The following is a 16,912-nucleotide window of genomic DNA, read 5'->3' on the forward strand; positions in this document are numbered from 1 at the left end:
TAAAAAATTACCATTATGATTAAAACAGTAAACTTACAGAAAATTTTCAAAACCGAAGAAGTAGAAACCTGGGCGTTAAACAATGTCAGTGTAGAAGTGAAAGAAGGCGAGTTTGTAGCCATTATGGGACCATCCGGTTGCGGAAAATCCACTTTGCTCAATATTTTAGGTCTGCTTGATAATCCTACAGGAGGCGAATATTACCTGAATGGGAAAGAAGTATCCAAGTATACGGAATCGCAACGTACCAATCTCCGCAAAGGAGTTATCGGTTTCGTATTCCAGAGTTTCAATCTGATCGACGAGCTGAATGTATACGAGAATATTGAACTGCCATTACTTTACATGGGTATTCCCGCTTCTGAACGTAAACAACGGGTGGAAAAAGCAATGGAACGCATGGCCATCACTCACCGCAGCAAACATTTCCCCCAACAACTCTCAGGAGGTCAGCAACAACGTGTTGCCATAGCACGTGCAGTCGTTGCTAATCCGAAGTTGATTCTTGCCGATGAACCTACCGGTAACCTTGACTCCAAGAATGGTAAAGAAGTGATGGGACTGCTGAATGAACTTAATAAAGAAGGAACTACCATCGTCATGGTGACACACTCCCAACATGATGCAGGATTTGCTGACCGAGTGATTAATCTGTTTGATGGTCAGGTAGTAACAGAAGTAAGTATTTAACTTTAAACAGAATGCAATATCCGGTTATACTGAAACTTATTTTAAGGAGTTGGTGGCGAAATAAACTATTCGCCTCCATCTCCTTATTGAGCTTAGCGATTGGCATTACATGCACTATCTTGCTGATATCATTCGTTACTTATGAGTACACTATAGAATCTTCCAATCCAAGAAAAGAAGATATTTTCCGGCTAACACAAAATGTTCCGGTTATGCAAAAGCAAAAACAAGGGACCTTTGTTTATGGAGGCAGTGTTCCAGACATTGTATCCCAATTCCCGGAAATTGAAAGCTATCTGCGAATGAATGAACTTCAAACGTCAGGTATTCGGGTCGGAAATGAAAAATTCGACAAACAAACAATAGTTAAAGCAGATAGTTCACTACTTCATTTTTTCCCTTTTGAAACAGTATATGGTAATTTGCCTGAAGTATTATCTCACCCCGGTCAAGTAGCCATCAGCGAGAAATTAGCTCGTCTTTATTTTGGAAATGAGAATTATGAAAATCGTACGATTACACTGGAATTGCCCGATACCATTTATACGGTACAAGTAACTGCGGTATTCAGACATTATCCACAAGCCATGTTACAAGCTGATATCCTTACCTCGTTGTCAGATCCCGAGCAGGGAAGCTCTTGTATGATTCTCCTGAAAAAAGAAGTCCAGTCAGCCTCATTTCGTCAACGATTTGAAGAAACAGGACTGCCTACTTTGATGGGAAAAGGAAATTATCAGTTGTTAGGTCTGCAAGATTCTTATTTCAATACAGACCTCTCTGATACTTCCCAAACTATGGAACATAGAGAAATTACATTACTCAGCATAGGGCTGTTATCTGCTTTGTTAATATTATCCATAGCCTGTTTTAATTATGTCAATCTTAGTTTTTCACGATTGCTGAAACAGGTTAGAATGCTCCATGTAGAAACATTAATGGGAGCTACCCGTCAATATATACACAAGCAACTATTTGCCGATACTTTTCTGACTGTCATGCTTGCGTTCTTGCTGTCTGTACTGTTGATAAATGATCTTTTACCGGCATTCAACTCTCTTGTAGCAGCGCATTTAACATTCGGTTTCATATTTTCGGGAAAGGTATTGCCATTATTAGCTTTGTTTATTATAATCTTATCTGTCATTCCCGCACTTTACATGAGCAGGAAGATGTATTCTCTGTCAGAAAGTAATTACCGCCTGTTCTTTATTGGTAAAAAAAAGAGGCGCATAGTCTCTATACTGATTATACTCCAGTTCATAATATCTATTGCCTTAATGACAACTTTCTTAATTATACGTTCACAATTAAATATGATAGAGAATGAAGGAAAGCGTTATGAAAATATAATTGAACTTGGAGATGGACAGCAACTATCATTACTCCCAATATATAATGATTTAAAAAGTCTACCTGGAATAAAAAGTGCGATTACTACCCGCGGGAACATTTTTGAACCCTGGAGCATGGCAGTACCTGTGAACCAGGAAGGAGAGGAAGAAACACTGGTCATGGTTAATTTGTACAATGAAAGCCCGAAGTTTCAGGAACTATATGACATGACTTTACTTCATCCGGAACGTACTAAAAAACTAATAGCCCAAACCGCTATACCGGTTATTGTCAATGAATCCTTCCAACATCATTTTGTACCCGCAGGAGAAGACCCCATTAGTCAGCCACTGAACAAATACAACAAGAATAATACTCAGCAAGGAGCTATTATTGTAGGAGTAATCAAAGACTTTAAACTGACCTCTTTTAATCAACCGGTAGCCCCATTGCAAATGATCTTGCAAGAAGTCCCCGAGAACCAATGTTATTATATATCTTTAAAGATCGATCCGGACCAACGAGTTGAAACCTTACAAAAGATACGACAACTATGGGAAACACATTTCCCTAATCGTTCTTTTACCGGTACAGATTTGTACATGAAATATTTGTCATTCAATCAAGAAGTAACTAATTTCTCTCAATTATTATTGGTATACTCAATCATAAGCTTATTCTTGACAGCTTTTGGTCTGTTCGGCATAGCATGGTACGCATCCGAACAACGCACTCGGGAGATAGGAATTCGTAAAGTGAACGGTGCTTCCACCTGGCAAATCGTTTGGTTACTTAATCGTCCATTCTTGTGTTATATCTTAATCGCATTTATCATCGCAACTCCCATTGTATATACACTAATGTTGCACTGGATAGAGCAATTCGCTTATAGAGCCCCCATTGGATTGAAAGTTTTTATTCTTCCTCTATTGATAACTTTAGTCATGACAATATGCACTGTTAGTTTTAACAGTTGGCGGGTTGCAAAGTCCAATCCAATAGATGCAATTAAAGAATAGATAATGTCATGGGATACCCCTGATAAGGATAAGGATATTGATAACGTAAACTATAAATGGAAACAAAGGAGCCTTAAATGAAAAAGGGATTATGTCAAACAACATAATCCCTTTCGTATATTTATTCCTTATCTTGTTTATAAAAGATCAAGTGCCTTGAAACATTTCACCAACTTACCGATAGCAAAGTCAATCTGTTCTTTGGAATGTGTAGCCATTAATGAGAAACGAATCAACGTATCGTTCGGAGAACATGCGGGAGGAACTACCGGATTTACAAATACGCCCTCGTCAAATAACATTTTGGTTACCATAAATGTCTTCTCCATATCACGTACATATAGCGGAATAATAGGAGTGGAGGTGTGCCCGATTTCGAAACCAAGCTCACGGAAACACTTTAAAGAGTAATTGGTAATGTCCCATAAGTGTTCGATACGTTCTGGTTCGTTTTTCATAATCTGGAGTGCGGCACGAGCAGCGGCAGTGGCAGCAGGCGTATTACTTGCACTGAAGATATACGAACGGGAATTATGACGCAAATAATTAATAATGGATTCATCAGCAGCTATAAAACCACCGATAGCAGCCAATGACTTACTGAATGTACCCATGATAAGATCCACTTCTTTAGTCAGCCCGAAATGATCACAAGTACCACGTCCGTTATTGCCCAGAACTCCCAAGCCGTGTGCTTCGTCTACCATGATATTGGCATCATATTTCTTAGACAAACGAACGATCTCAGGCAAATTGGCTATATCACCTTCCATACTGAATACTCCATCTACTACAATCAGTTTCACTGCATCCGGACGACACTTCTGCAACTCCTTCTCAAGAGATTCCATGTCGTTGTGCTTAAACTTAAGGATGGTAGAAAAAGAGAGGCGACGTCCTTCAACAATAGAAGCGTGGTCAAGTTCGTCACAGATCACATAATCTTCACGACCTGTCACACACGAAACTACACCCAAATTTACCTGAAATCCTGTGGAATAAATGATAGCATCTTCTTTGCCAACAAATTCGGCCAGTTCTTTCTCCAATTGAAGATGAAGGTCAAGTGTACCGTTCAGAAAACGCGATCCGGCACAACCCGTACCATATTTGCGGGTAGCTTCAACAGCAGCCTCAATTACTTTCGGATGATTAGTCAGGCCTAAGTATGAGTTCGAGCCAAACATTAACACCTTTCTGCCACTCATTATCACCTCTGTGTTCTGTTCACTTTCGATACAACGAAAGTATGGATATACGCCTTTAGCCTTTATCTGCTGAGGGAGGTCGTATTTAGCTAACTTCTCTTGTAATAATCCCATGAATAGTTATTTATATAATTCGCTTATTGACTACCTTATTTATAATAGTCTAAATCCTTTTTCCTTAACAAGTGTTTAAAACAGGGGGCAAAGATAACAAAATATGTTTTTAGCTGTTCTTTTTCTATGAAAAAATATACTCTTTATAGTTTTAGAAAGCTGGGAAAGGGCAAAAATTAAGATATTTATATTACTTTTGTCGACCACAACATATAAATGATGGAACCAACTTGCATGATCGAAAACAAGAAAAAAATAATATTCATCGTTAATCCAATTTCGGGTACACAAAGTAAGGAACTTGTTCTGAGTCTACTGGATGAGAAGATAGATAAGGATAAGTATACTTGGGAAATTGTGTATACCGAAAGAGCCGGACATGCAATCGAAATAGCAGCAGATGCGGCAGATAGCCACACAGATATAGTAGTGGCTGTAGGAGGCGATGGAACAATCAATGAGATTGCCCGTTCGCTGGTACATACCAATACGGCATTGGGCATCATTCCTTGCGGCTCCGGAAACGGATTGGCACGACATCTTCAAATTTCGATGGATCCGCGTAAAGCACTTGAGATTTTGAATGACGGATTAGTTGATATTATAGATTATGGAAAAATAAATGGTACAGACTTTTTCTGCACCTGCGGAGTAGGATTTGATGCTTTTGTCAGTCTGAAATTTGCCAATGCGGGTAAACGCGGACTCTTGACTTATCTGGAGAAAACTCTGCAAGAAAGCCTGAAGTATCAACCAGAAACCTATGAACTGGAAACAGAAGACGGTACTTCCAGATACAAAGCCTTCCTGATAGCTTGCGGCAATGCTTCACAATATGGAAATAATGCTTATATAGCTCCACAAGCTACGTTGACAGACGGTTTGTTAGACGTAACCATTCTTGAACCATTTACCGTACTGGATGTTCCGGCACTGGCTTTCCAACTCTTCAATAAAACAATTGACCAGAACAGCCGAATTAAAACCTTCCGTTGCAAGAAATTGTGCATCCACCGCAGTTCACCGGGAGTAGTCCATTTTGACGGTGATCCGATGCAGGCTGATGAAGATATCAAGATAGAGCTGATTCAGAAAGGATTACGAGTCGTTGTACCTACCGATAAAAAAAAAGATAATTCCAACGTACTGCAAAAAGCACAAGAATATGTGAATGGTATCAAGCTGATGAATGAAGCCATCGTAGAAGACATAGCACATAAAAACAAAGTTATTTTGAAAAAAAATAAGCAGCTGATACAAAAGCTTACTAAAAAATAGCCCTTTAGAAATAGTACAGAATCCGAATTAATATGTACTTTTGCAGACTACTTTAACAAAAATATAAAAATAATATATTAAATATGTTCAGAACGCACACGTGCGGAGAATTAAGAATCTCCGATGTTAATAAACAAGTCAAGCTGTCGGGATGGGTACAGCGCAGCCGTAAAATGGGAGGTATGACTTTTGTTGACCTTCGTGATCGCTACGGTATCACTCAATTAGTATTTAATGAAGAAATAGACGCTGAGCTTTGCGAACGTGCCAACAAGCTGGGTCGTGAATACGTTATTCAGATTGTCGGAACCGTTAACGAACGCTTTAGTAAGAACGGAAATATTCCGACCGGTGATATTGAAATTATCGTTTCGGAACTGAATATCTTGAATTCGGCCATTACTCCTCCTTTTACCATTGAAGATAACACAGATGGTGGTGACGATATCCGCATGAAATACCGTTATCTGGACTTACGTCGTAACGCTGTCCGTTCAAATCTGGAGTTACGTCATAAAATGACAATAGAAGTGCGTAGTTATCTTGATAAACTGGGCTTTTTGGAAGTAGAAACTCCGGTATTGATCGGTTCAACACCGGAAGGAGCCCGTGATTTTGTTGTACCTTCCCGCATGAATCCGGGGCAATTCTACGCATTGCCACAATCTCCACAGACCTTGAAACAATTGTTGATGGTTTCCGGTTTCGATCGTTATTTCCAGATTGCCAAATGTTTCCGTGACGAAGACCTGCGTGCCGACCGACAGCCGGAGTTCACTCAAATAGACTGTGAAATGAGCTTCGTAGAACAAGAAGATGTAATCGTTACATTTGAAGGAATGGCCAAACACCTGTTTAAGGTTATTCGTAATATTGAACTGACAGAACCATTCCCACGCATGCCTTGGAGTGAAGCAATGAAACTGTATGGTAGCGACAAACCGGATATTCGTTTCGGTATGGAATTCGTTGAATTAATGGATATCCTGAAAGGACACGGTTTCTCTGTATTTGATAATGCTGCATATATTGGTGGTATTTGTGCCGAAGGTGCAGCCAGCTATACTCGTAAACAACTGGATGCCTTGACTGAATTTGTGAAAAAACCGCAAATTGGTGCAAAAGGCATGGTATACGCCCGTATTGAAGCCGACGGTACTGTAAAATCAAGTGTAGATAAATTCTATACGCAAGAAGTATTACAGCAATTGAAAGAAGCTTTTGGCGCTAAACCAGGCGATTTAATTCTGATTTTATCAGGAGATGATGCCATGAAAACTCGTAAGCAACTCTGCGAACTGCGTCTGGAAATGGGTAATCAATTGGGATTACGTGATAAAAACACATTCGCGTGCTTATGGGTAGTAGACTTTCCACTATTCGAATGGAGTGAAGAAGAAGGTCGTCTAATGGCTATGCACCATCCGTTTACTTCGCCCAAACCGGAAGATATCCATCTGTTGGATACAGATCCTGCAGCTGTACGCGCCAACGCTTACGATATGGTAATCAATGGTGTAGAAGTAGGAGGAGGATCAATCCGTATCCACGACAGCCAGTTACAGAATAAAATGTTCGAACTACTCGGATTTACTCCGGAACGTGCACAAGAACAATTTGGTTTCTTGATGAATGCCTTCAAATTCGGTGCGCCTCCTCACGGTGGTTTGGCTTACGGATTGGACCGTTGGGTATCTCTTTTTGCCGGACTCGACTCAATCCGCGATTGCATTGCATTCCCGAAAAATAATTCAGGCCGTGATGTTATGTTGGATGCTCCTGCAGCACTTGATCCGTCACAACTGGAAGAACTGAATCTGATTGTAGATATTAAGGAGTAAGTGAAAGAGTCAGTACGCATTTTTCGATTTGCCGTAATTGGTACGCTCAATGCATTAATCACAGCCTTTGTTATTTGGCTGATGATGGATGAATTGTCATACGATTACATTCCGGCTAACATTACAGCGTACATAGTAGCCCAGATACATAATTTTATCTGGAGCAAATATTGGATCTTTCCGATTGAAAATAAAAAGAATAATATCTGGAAGCAGATATTATTCTTTTGTTCAGCTTTCGGATTGGCATATAGCGCCCAGTTCCTCTTTTTAGTTACTTTGGTAGAATGTGGGGATGTAAATGAGTATCTGGCACAATTCCTGGGATTGTTTATCTACGGAACAGTAAACTTCATCGTCAATAAGAAACTTACATTTAGATAAAAACTATTTTAAAATATTCAATAAAAAGTCCCGCAGATTATAGACTCTGCGGGACTTTTTATATTTACAGAAACGCAAGACTTCAATCGATAAAACGTTTCGTCAGGTTACCATATTCATCTATACGTCGGTCACGAAGGAAAGGCCACCAGCGACGTACATTTTCCGAGCGTTCAAGATCTACTTCAACAACTATATTTTCGGGACGTTCATTTCCTGCCTGCGCCAGATATTCACCTTGAGGACCAACAACAAAACTATTCCCCCAAAACAAAATACCATTGGTCTGCCCTGACGGATCGGCTTCGTGGCCTACACGATTTACAGAAATCACCGGAAGTCCATTGGCCACCGCATGTGCGCGCTGAGAAATAATCCAAGCATTGAGCTGACGGGCTTTTTCATCATCCGTATCTGAACTTTCCCAACCGATGGCAGTAGGATAAATCAAAATTTCAGCTCCTTTCAATGCCATCAGACGGGCAGCTTCGGGATACCATTGATCCCAGCAAATCAATATTCCCAATTTACCCAAAGAAGTCTGTATCGGTTCAAAACCAATATCTCCCGGAGTAAAATAAAACTTTTCGTAATAGGCCGGATCATCAGGTATATGCATTTTACGATATTTACCGGCAATGCTTCCATCCCGATCGAAAACAACGGCTGTATTATGATATAATCCCGGAGCACGTTTCTCAAATAAAGAAGTAACAAGCACTATCCGGTTAGTTGCCGCCAGTTCGGAATAGAATCCTGTAGAAGGTCCCGGAATCGGTTCCGCCAATTCAAATAGATCAGTATTTTCAGTTTGGCAAAAATACAATGAATTATGAAGTTCCTGAAGAACGACGAGTTGTGCGCCATGAGCGGCACAAGCTTCAATGCTTTTAGCCAGATTCATCAGATTCATCCTAATATCTGACGTATTGGCCTGTTGAATGATTCCTACTTTTATTTTTCTCATACTCAAATTTTATTATTTAATGACTCCCATCGGATATTGCATTGTTACGCAATGTAATGACCCGTGTTGTTTAATGAGTGCACGACAATCAATGCCCACCACTTCATATGCCGGGAAAGCTTCACGAAGCACTGTTCTTGCCAGTTCATCATTTTCCGGCTGATTATAAGTGGGATAGAGCACAGAACCGTTCAAAATCAGAAAATTAGCATACGTTGCAGGCAGTCTTTCTCCAGATACTTCTATTTTATCCGCCATAGGTAATGCCAGTAAACGATAAGAATCACCAGATGCCGTACGGAATGTTTTCAACTGTTCTTCCATTTTATAAAGCTCCTCATAATGTTCATCTTTGGGATCGGAACACTTCACATATGCAATTGTATCCGGAGAACAAAACCTGGCTAATGTGTCTATATGACTATCCGTATCATCTCCGGCCAGATAACCATGATCCAACCACAACACCCGTTGCAAATGAAATACTCTGCGGAGGTGTTCCTCTATGTCAACCCGATTCATCGGTGCATTACGATGCGGAGACAATAAACATTCGGAAGTAGTTAGCAATGTCCCCATACCATCACTTTCAATAGAACCACCTTCAAGCACAAAGTCCAGACAATCTTTATATTGCCCTTTCAGAACTCCAGCCTCTACAGCCTTACGGGTTATCTGATTATCTAAACCGGCTTCGAACTTTTCTCCCCAACCATTGAAAGTAAAGTCCAGCAAACATGCTCCATTCGTATTCATCAGAGTGATGGCCCCATGATCACGTGCCCAAGTGTCATTCGTTTCGCACTCCAGAAAACGTACATTGTTCATATTCACTACTCCGGCTATCTGATTCTTTACCACCTCCGGACAGGGAGTAACAATAAGCAAAAGTTCACGCTTGGCAATTTCACGAGCTATGTTGATAAAACATTCCTGAACCTCAGAAAGCATATATGCCCAGTCTGTTTCAGCATGCGGCCATGTTAATTGCACACCACTTTGCAAAAACCATTCCGCAGGCAGAAAAGGAGCCAACATCTCTACCTGATCATCGACAGTTAAACCAAAGCTCAGTTGCAAATCTTTCTCTGAACCTCCTGAAGTAGGAAGACCGACTATTATTCCCATTATATTTTAGTTTTTTGAAGAATAGGATACGGATAACAAGTGGATACATCTTTGAATGCCACTTGCTATCTATGTTATTTATTAGATTTACGATCAAAAAATGGATTCTTGGAAGAAGCACTAACCGGAATAGCCATTACTTGGCGACACCCCTTCAACCAGTCGAGACGTTGGGCAGCCAATCCGGCCGAAAACATTACACGGGTGTCTACCCGCAGATCAGCAGCTGTAGCACATGCCGAACCAATAGCAATACCCACATCAATACTATTCAATGCACAAGGCACACCTTCGGCACGCCCCGCACAAGTAGCATAACCGCAATGCCCACAATTCAGTCCCTGTGCTTGCTCCCGTGTACCTATTAACAGAATACATTCAGCCTGGAGAATATTATCTGCATCCCGCAAGAAAAATTTCATTCCCATCTCTTCGAACATAACTTTCAATGTGTCCGAAAGTAACTGTATTTCTTTATCGGTGACAACTGCAGTTTCTATGATATCAATTCCTTTCCCTTTAGGGGCGGTACGGGCAGCAGTCATCATCTGCCGTGCCACATTCAATATATGCTCGTGGCGACTATCTCGTTCGTTCAGTATCATATCTTGTCCATTAATTAGTGATACAAAGATAAAAGAAATCCCGCACATATTATGAATTTTCACTAACTTTGCAAGATAGATTTAAAGATACACAATGTTACAAATAGACAATGCATGCATTGCTTTCGGGGAGGATATACTTTTTTCTGAGTTTTGCATGCAGCTTAAAAAAGGCGAAACAGCTTGTATAACAGGAGAATCCGGACGTGGAAAGACTTCTCTGCTCAACGCAATCATGGGATTCGTTCCTTTACGGAAAGGCCGAATCAAAGTAGGGGATATTTTACTTGAACCTGCCACCATTGATATTATACGCCGACATATAGCTTGGATTCCACAAGAGTTAGCGCTTCCCTCCGAATGGGTAAAAGAAATGATAGCACTACCTTTTGCACTAAAAGCCAACCGACATATCTCTTTTTCTGAGGAAAAACTCTTCACTTATTTTGATGAATTAGGTCTGGACAAGGACTTATACCAGAAGCGGGTAGGAGAAATATCCGGTGGACAACGCCAACGCATTATGATAGCAGCGGCAGCTATGCTGGAAAAGCCTTTGATTATTGTAGACGAACCGACATCTGCATTGGATTCCGGTTCTACAGATAAAGTTTTAGCTTTTCTACGTAACCAGACAACAAAAGGAACAGCTATACTTGCCGTTTCACATGACCGGGCATTCGCCTACGGATGTAACCAGCTAATCACATTATAGTTATATGGGAACTATCGATATATCTTATTTCAACCTACTCGTAGGACTACTACTATTGGCAATCCCGCTTTTCTACCTGTGGAAATTCAAGACCGGATTACTGAAAGCCACCCTGATAGGGACGGGGCGCATGATTATACAGCTCTTCCTGATAGGCATGTACCTCAAATACCTGTTCCTGTGGAACAATCCATGGATTAATTTTCTTTGGGTTATCATCATGATTTTTGTAGCCGGACAAACCGCCTTAATGCGCACCGGGCTAAAACGTGAAGTACTTTTGATCCCTATATCCGTTGGATTTCTGTGTAGTGTTGTTCTGGTTGGCATGTATTTCATAGGCATTGTATTGCAACTGGACAACGTCTTCAGCGCTCAATATTTTATCCCCATCTTCGGGATCTTAATGGGAAATATGTTATCAAGCAATGTCATTGCATTGAATACATATTACAGCGGATTGAAACGGGAGCAACAATTGTACTGTTATCTGCTCGGCAATGGCGCCACCCGCCAGGAAGCACAGGCACCATTTATACGGCAAGCTATTATAAAATCCTTCAGTCCACTGATTGCCAACATCTCAGTAATGGGATTAGTAGCACTCCCAGGTACTATGATCGGACAGATTCTGGGAGGAAGCAGCCCGAATGTCGCCATCAAATACCAAATGATGATTATGGTCATTACTTTTACGGCTTCCATGCTATCACTAATGATCACCATCTCACTGGCCTCCCGTAAATCATTCGATGAATATGGCCGTATGTTACAAATAACCAAAGAATCCCTTAAATAAGTAACCATGACACTGACCGACTCCGTTTTACAATTAATAAGCGAAATACATATTCCGGGATTCTTCATTACCACAGATTTTCTGCAAACTGGAGAATTTCTCCCCCAAGGAATAGATTTTTTTTTAAAAGAAAAGCATGCGAAGATAATTCAAGGTGCCAACGGAAGAAAATTCATTTATCAACAATCCGGCTGGCGCATAGCATTCACATTCTATCCAACCGATCGGGTAGTCGATGAAAAATATGCAATGAAAAACAAAATGATAAAGAAACGATATGATTATTGATGTAAATCAAATCATTACTATCAATATTTGCCTATATTTGCGAACATTAATAATTAAACAATACTACAAAGAATATGTACATCAGTCACATTGCTATCTGGAGTACCCATTTAGAAGAGCTAAAAAATTTCTATATTACTTATTTCAACGGAACAAGCCATGAAAAGTATATCAATCCTAAAAAGGGATTTGAATCTTATTTTGTCAGTTTTGACCAAGGATTCGCTTCCCTGGAAATTATGCAACGACAAGACATTACTACCCCGGCATTAAAAGATAGCCTCGGATTGGCCCATTTCTCCTTTTCTGCCGGTAGTAAAGAAGCTGTATTGAAACTCACCGAACGTCTACGCAAGGATGGCTTTACGATCGCAAGTGAGCCACGGACTACAGGAGACGGCTATTTCGAAAGTGCAATCCTGGATCCTGAAGGAAATATTGTAGAAATCACTATTTGACACGCTTAGCAAGTGCAGGTATGTAGCGAAGTTGCACATATTGCTCGCCAGGATTAATATACCGATTGTCCATCAGTATCTTCTTAACTTTGAAATCTTTCAGCCGGTAACGGATATATCGTTGTGCATTTGCAGGCTGTACTTCCACAAAGGACTGAAGGGCAATCGTCCCATCAGTCCGAATAATAACTTTAGCCTTGGCCGTACGAAAAGAAAGAGCATCGTCCTTTTTCATTTCTTTCATATGGTATTTATCGATCCAGAAAATAGCCGTTGCCTTGGAAAGGCTATCTACTGTTTCTTGCAATCCATTTTCCTCTTCAGTAGCAGATATAGGAGTTTCTTTATGCTGTTGACATGAAATAATAAAAAAGAGAGAAAAAAATAATAATAGAATTGCCTTCATCGGTTTGTGCTTTTATAAATTTGGAGGTAAATATATTAAAAAATCAATAAAAGCAAGGTAAAGTATTGGCTTTTTCTTATCTTTGCAACAAATTTTCTACTGATAATGAAAATTAAAGAAATTGTAAGCGCCCTTGAACGGTTCGCGCCTCTGCCATTGCAAGACGGATTTGATAATGCCGGCCTGCAAATCGGACTGACAGATGCGGAAACAACAGGGGCTTTGTTGTGTCTTGACGTTACCGAAGCTGTGCTTGACGAAGCTATCGCGTCCGGCTGTAATCTTGTTATATCCCATCATCCCCTTATTTTTAAAGGTTATAAATCGATTACCGGTAAAGATTATGTTGAACGTTGCATCTTAAAAGCAATCAAAAACGACATCGTCATTTATTCGGCCCATACCAATCTTGACAATGCTCCGGGGGGAGTGAACTATAAAATAGCTGAGAAAATAGGATTAAAAGATGTACGCATACTTGAACCCAAAGAGAACTGCCTGATAAAGTTAGTCACATTCGTCCCGACCGCACAAGCCGAAGAGGTCCGTAATGCTTTATTCACTGCCGGATGTGGATATATAGGCGACTATGACTCATGCAGCTACAACACAGAAGGCGAGGGAACTTTCCGTGCACAGGAAGGAAGTAAACCTTTTTGTGGATATATAGGAGAACTTCATCATGAAGCGGAAGTACGGATTGAAACCATCCTGCCGGAATATAAGAAAAGAGAGGTTATCCGTACGTTACTATTGACACATCCCTATGAAGAACCGGCATACGACTTATATCCTCTTTACAATAGTTGGGCACAGGTCGGAGCAGGAATCATCGGAGAGCTGGAAGAAGCTGAATCGGAGCTTGAATTCCTGAAGCGTATAAAGAAGACATTTGAAGTAGGGTGTTTGAAACATAACAAACTAACAGGCCGCCTGATTCAGAAAGTTGCCCTCTGTGGAGGGGCAGGAGCTTTCCTTATTCCACAAGCTATAGGTAGCGGAGCTGATGTTTTTATCACAGGTGAAATTAAATATCATGACTACTTTGGTCGTGAAACAGACATTTTACTTGCAGAAATAGGACATTACGAAAGCGAACAATACACAAAAGAAATTTTTTATTCCATAATACGGGATTTATTTCCTAATTTTGCACTCCAATTTAGTAAGGTTAACACGAATCCCATTAAATATTTATAAGTAAAATGGCAAGAGAAGCTAAAAATGAACCGAAAGAGTTGACAGTGGAACAAAAGTTGAAAGCTTTGTTTCAGCTGCAAACAACATTATCTAAAATTGACGAAATTAAAACGTTAAGAGGTGAACTTCCATTGGAAGTGCAAGACCTTGAGGACGAAATTGCCGGTCTGAGTACACGTATCGATAAGATCAAGGCGGAAGTAGACGAACTCAAATCAGCTATCGCCGGTAAGAGAGTGGAAATTGAAGCAGCCAAAGCTTCGGTTGAGAAATATAAATCACAGCAAGACAATGTTCGTAACAACCGCGAATATGACTTCCTGACAAAAGAAATCGAATTCCAGTCCCTGGAAATAGAGCTTTGCGAAAAAAGAATCAAAGAATTCACTGCAGAAGAGCAGGAAAAATCTGAAGAAATAGAGAAAAATACCAAAGCACTGGAGGAACGCCAGAAAGACCTTGACCAGAAAAAGAATGAGCTGGACGAGATCATCGAGGAAACTAAACAAGAGGAAGAAAAATTGAGAGATAAAGCTAAAGATCTTGAAACAAAAATAGAGCCGCGCTTACTCCAGTCTTTCAAACGTATCCGCAAGAATTCACGTAACGGATTGGGTATTGTTTACGTACAGCGTGATGCATGCGGTGGTTGTTTTAATAAAATTCCGCCTCAGAGACAGTTGGATATCCGTTCACGTAAGAAAATTATCGTTTGCGAATATTGCGGACGCATCATGATCGACCCGGAACTGGCAGGTGTGGAGATAGAGCACAAAGTAGAAGAAGCACCCGTTACAACCAAAAGAGCTATCAGAAGAAAAGCTGAATAAAGCCTTGCATTGATATTCTGATGGTCCAATTTTAAAAGTTCGGAATTCATCATATTTAAAACCCGTAATTTTACTATAGCCCGATTGTTAGCATAGTAAAGTTACGGGTTTATTCATTAATATCCGTTTCTTCAATAAAGAAAGTATATTCCCTTTAAGCATAGTGATTCTCTTATAGACAGGATAAACAAATATTTCTTTTCGTTGTTATGTTTTCATTTCTAAATAACCTAAACTTATGAAACTACGAATAGGAAATATCATGTTCTTGCTGTTTCTTTCGTCCGTAGCCTTTCCACAGGCTACGAACCGCTATCTGGACAAACCTTTGCCACAAGAATGGGAAGAAGATGCACAAATTTTTCAGCAAGTATTGCCGGTGGATGACCAATGGTGGAAAGCTTTTCAGGATCCGGTTCTCGATTCTCTTATTTCTGTTGCGGTCAAACAAAACTACTCGATACTGACCGCTATTGACCGTATCAATATGGCAAAAGCCAACCTGAGGATGGAACGTGGAAACTTTTTTCCAACGATCGGACTGAATGCCGGATGGACTCGTCAACAAAGTAGTGGCAATACCAGTGAATTGCCTCAATCCACTCAGCATTATTACGATGCCTCGCTGAATATGAGTTGGGAATTAGACCTCTTCGGAAGCATCCGTAACCGTGTAAAAGCTCAGAAAGAAAACTTTGCTGCCAGCAAAGAAGAGTACACCGGTACAATGGTATCACTCTGCGCCCAAGTAGCCTCAGCATATATCAACCTGCGGGAGCTGCAACAAGAATTGGCGGTAATACAAAAGAACTGCGCATCGCAGGAAGCCGTATTGAAAATCACAGAAGTGAGATACAATACCGGACTCGTTTCTAAATTGGACGTAGCACAAGCTAAATCTGTGTTTTTCAGCACAAAAGCCTCTATCCCCCAAATTGAATCGGGTATCAATCAATACATTACTACCCTTGCTATACTATTAGGCACTTATCCTCAGGAGATACGTCCCACATTAGAGTCTCCAGGAATATTGCCTGACTATATGGAACCAATTGGAGTAGGACTTCCGGCCGACTTACTGCTTCGTCGTCCGGACATCCGTAGTGCAGAACGAAGTGTGAATGCTCAAGCGGCTTTAGTGGGGGCATCCAAATCGGACTGGCTGCCTCAGATTTTTCTAAAAGGTTCGCTTGGTTATGCTGCTAAGGACCTGAAAGATCTGACCCATCATAAGAGCATGACCTATGAAATAGCACCGGCATTAAGCTGGACACTTTTTAAAGGGACTCAATTGGTAAATGCCACCAAACTGGCTAAAGCACAATTAGACGAAGCTATCAACCAGTTTAATCAGACTGTATTGACTGCCGTACAAGAGACAGACAATGCCATGAATGCTTACCGGAACTCCATCAAGCAAATAGTAGCTCTACGCGAAGTGCGTAATCAAGGACAAGAAACCTTGACACTCTCACTGGAACTCTATAAACAAGGATTAACCCCATTCCAGAATGTACTGGATGCACAACGCTCGCTACTCAGTTATGAGAACCAACTGGTCCAAGCAAGAGGATATTCCTTGCTCCAGCTGATAGCCATGTACCAAGCCCTGGGAGGCGGATGGTCCGGAAACCTAAATGATTAACT

Annotated in this window: 17 protein-coding genes; 12 read left to right on the forward strand and 5 right to left on the reverse strand. The window is 40.6% G+C overall.

Going from position 1 to position 16,912, the window contains the following annotated elements:
* Window positions 1-15 precede the first annotated feature (15 nt).
* Both DBK98_RS15930 and DBK98_RS15935 read left to right on the forward strand, forming a co-directional pair.
* The gene (locus DBK98_RS15930; RefSeq protein ID WP_005777825.1) at window positions 16-690 is read left to right on the forward strand and encodes an ABC transporter ATP-binding protein; all 675 of its coding nucleotides are present in this window, start codon (window positions 16-18) and stop codon (window positions 688-690) included.
* Between the two features lie 11 nt (window positions 691-701).
* The gene (locus tag DBK98_RS15935; protein ID WP_032537064.1) at window positions 702-3,044 is read left to right on the forward strand and encodes an ABC transporter permease; all 2,343 of its coding nucleotides are present in this window, start codon (window positions 702-704) and stop codon (window positions 3,042-3,044) included.
* A gap of 137 nt (window positions 3,045-3,181) precedes the next feature.
* Here the strand turns inward: DBK98_RS15935 and DBK98_RS15940 are convergent, their stop codons facing one another.
* Entirely contained in the window at window positions 3,182-4,366 is a 1,185-nt protein-coding gene (locus DBK98_RS15940) for an aminotransferase class I/II-fold pyridoxal phosphate-dependent enzyme (protein ID WP_005777827.1), read from the reverse strand.
* A gap of 219 nt (window positions 4,367-4,585) precedes the next feature.
* Here DBK98_RS15940 and DBK98_RS15945 point away from each other — a divergent pair, with 219 nt between their 5' ends.
* The 3 genes from DBK98_RS15945 (at window position 4,586) to DBK98_RS15955 (ending at window position 7,869) form a co-directional block, all read left to right on the forward strand.
* Window positions 4,586-5,644, forward strand: a complete 1,059-nt coding sequence (locus DBK98_RS15945) for a diacylglycerol kinase family protein (RefSeq protein ID WP_005806223.1) — start codon at window positions 4,586-4,588, stop codon at window positions 5,642-5,644.
* Window positions 5,645-5,727: 83 nt separating this feature from the next.
* Complete coding sequence (aspS, locus tag DBK98_RS15950) at window positions 5,728-7,485, forward strand: aspartate--tRNA ligase (protein ID WP_005777829.1); 1,758 nt, start codon at window positions 5,728-5,730, stop codon at window positions 7,483-7,485.
* The gene (locus tag DBK98_RS15955; RefSeq protein ID WP_005777830.1) at window positions 7,486-7,869 is read left to right on the forward strand and encodes a GtrA family protein; all 384 of its coding nucleotides are present in this window, start codon (window positions 7,486-7,488) and stop codon (window positions 7,867-7,869) included.
* Window positions 7,870-7,951: 82 nt separating this feature from the next.
* On the opposite strand, the gene DBK98_RS15960 is transcribed toward DBK98_RS15955, so the two are convergent.
* From DBK98_RS15960 to DBK98_RS15970, 3 genes are all read right to left on the reverse strand, one after another.
* Window positions 7,952-8,836 (reverse strand): carbon-nitrogen hydrolase, encoded by an 885-nt coding sequence (locus DBK98_RS15960; protein WP_032537067.1) that lies wholly within the window; start codon window positions 8,834-8,836, stop codon window positions 7,952-7,954.
* Window positions 8,837-8,848: 12 nt separating this feature from the next.
* Window positions 8,849-9,964 carry an agmatine deiminase family protein gene (locus DBK98_RS15965; RefSeq protein ID WP_032537068.1) on the reverse strand — a complete coding sequence of 372 codons (1,116 nt, stop codon included), beginning with the start codon at window positions 9,962-9,964 and terminating at the stop codon, window positions 8,849-8,851.
* A gap of 74 nt (window positions 9,965-10,038) precedes the next feature.
* Window positions 10,039-10,569, reverse strand: coding sequence for a ferredoxin domain-containing protein (locus tag DBK98_RS15970; RefSeq protein ID WP_022012401.1), 531 nt, complete (start codon window positions 10,567-10,569; stop codon window positions 10,039-10,041).
* 94 nt (window positions 10,570-10,663) lie between these two features.
* On the opposite strand from DBK98_RS15970, the gene DBK98_RS15975 reads away from it, so the two are divergent.
* The 4 genes from DBK98_RS15975 to DBK98_RS15990 all read left to right on the forward strand — a co-directional run bounded on the left by DBK98_RS15975 (window position 10,664) and on the right by DBK98_RS15990 (window position 12,829).
* A complete protein-coding gene (locus DBK98_RS15975; protein WP_005777834.1) occupies window positions 10,664-11,284 on the forward strand; it encodes an ATP-binding cassette domain-containing protein in 621 nt (206 codons plus the stop codon).
* A gap of 4 nt (window positions 11,285-11,288) precedes the next feature.
* Window positions 11,289-12,083, forward strand: coding sequence for an ABC transporter permease (locus DBK98_RS15980; RefSeq protein WP_005777835.1), 795 nt, complete (start codon window positions 11,289-11,291; stop codon window positions 12,081-12,083).
* A gap of 6 nt (window positions 12,084-12,089) precedes the next feature.
* A complete protein-coding gene (locus DBK98_RS15985; protein WP_005777836.1) occupies window positions 12,090-12,371 on the forward strand; it encodes a hypothetical protein in 282 nt (93 codons plus the stop codon).
* A gap of 74 nt (window positions 12,372-12,445) precedes the next feature.
* Window positions 12,446-12,829: a VOC family protein gene (locus tag DBK98_RS15990; protein ID WP_032537069.1), complete on the forward strand. Its 384-nt coding sequence runs from the start codon at window positions 12,446-12,448 to the stop codon at window positions 12,827-12,829.
* Here DBK98_RS15990 and DBK98_RS15995 read toward each other — a convergent pair.
* The gene (locus DBK98_RS15995) at window positions 12,822-13,235 is read right to left on the reverse strand and encodes a DUF4891 domain-containing protein (protein WP_005806231.1); all 414 of its coding nucleotides are present in this window, start codon (window positions 13,233-13,235) and stop codon (window positions 12,822-12,824) included. The genes DBK98_RS15990 and DBK98_RS15995 overlap by 8 nt on opposite strands.
* A gap of 105 nt (window positions 13,236-13,340) precedes the next feature.
* Between DBK98_RS15995 and DBK98_RS16000 the strand changes: the two genes are divergently transcribed.
* The 3 genes from DBK98_RS16000 (at window position 13,341) to DBK98_RS16010 (ending at window position 16,910) form a co-directional block, all read left to right on the forward strand.
* Window positions 13,341-14,435 (forward strand): Nif3-like dinuclear metal center hexameric protein, encoded by a 1,095-nt coding sequence (locus DBK98_RS16000; RefSeq protein ID WP_032537070.1) that lies wholly within the window; start codon window positions 13,341-13,343, stop codon window positions 14,433-14,435.
* Between the two features lie 5 nt (window positions 14,436-14,440).
* Entirely contained in the window at window positions 14,441-15,265 is an 825-nt protein-coding gene (locus DBK98_RS16005) for a zinc ribbon domain-containing protein (RefSeq protein ID WP_005777840.1), read from the forward strand.
* Between the two features lie 238 nt (window positions 15,266-15,503).
* Window positions 15,504-16,910 (forward strand): efflux transporter outer membrane subunit, encoded by a 1,407-nt coding sequence (locus DBK98_RS16010; protein WP_005777841.1) that lies wholly within the window; start codon window positions 15,504-15,506, stop codon window positions 16,908-16,910.
* Window positions 16,911-16,912 lie beyond the last annotated feature (2 nt).

The organism is Bacteroides sp. PHL 2737, assembly GCF_004115325.2.
Taxonomy (GTDB): domain Bacteria; phylum Bacteroidota; class Bacteroidia; order Bacteroidales; family Bacteroidaceae; genus Bacteroides; species Bacteroides hominis.